General features: G+C 47.2%; 1 protein-coding gene. It reads left to right on the top strand.

Annotated elements, in window-relative coordinates; all coding sequences use genetic code 11:
• Positions 1–697, top strand: a 697-nt coding sequence (locus A3756_RS00410) for an exodeoxyribonuclease V subunit gamma (RefSeq protein ID WP_197481068.1), incomplete at both ends; no start/stop codon positions are given.

The following is a 697-nucleotide window of genomic DNA, read 5'->3' as shown; positions in this document are numbered from 1 at the left end:
GGCTGACTTGTGGTGTAGCGTTTATCCTGACTTGCCCTTGGCGCAACGACAGCATCGTTCCAGTCTGCTGACCAGGCTGGAGTCCTGTATTAGAGCGCTACCTAAAGGGGCGGAACTTCAGTTACCCGAACGAATCTTCGTATTTGGCCTGTCAGCCTTGCCTCCTAGAATGCTGGCTGTTATCAAAGCTTTAGCTGAACACATTGATATACACGTTGTGGTGAATAACCCTTGTCGCTACTACTGGGGTGATGTGATGAGTGAGTATCAGCAGCTCCTGCTTAATCAGTCATTGCTTGCGCGGGGCGTCAGTGCTGAAACGGTAGCGGAAAACTTTATTGAGCATAACACCTTGCTCGCGTCATGGGGAAAGCTTGGTCGCGATTATATGTCGCTATTGATGCAAGAAGAAATTTTCGCTGATCTAGCCACCGAGCTTTACGATGATCTTGGTGATGAAGATAATTCAGCGCTGAATTTAATTCAGTCAGATATCTTGAACCTGCAGAACCAGCACCATTGTGTGAATCCTGACGATAAGTCGATACGCTTCGCAAGTTGCCATAACCACTTAAGAGAGGTTGAGGCTCTCCACGACTACTTATTAAATACGCTTGATGCAAACCCCGGCTTAAATGCTCGCGATATTATTGTGATGGTGCCCGATATAGAAGACTATGCCGCCTATATTGAGGCA

It is taken from the genome of Oleiphilus sp. HI0086, assembly GCF_001635225.1.
This window is presented reverse-complemented; position numbering and strand designations above follow the sequence as displayed.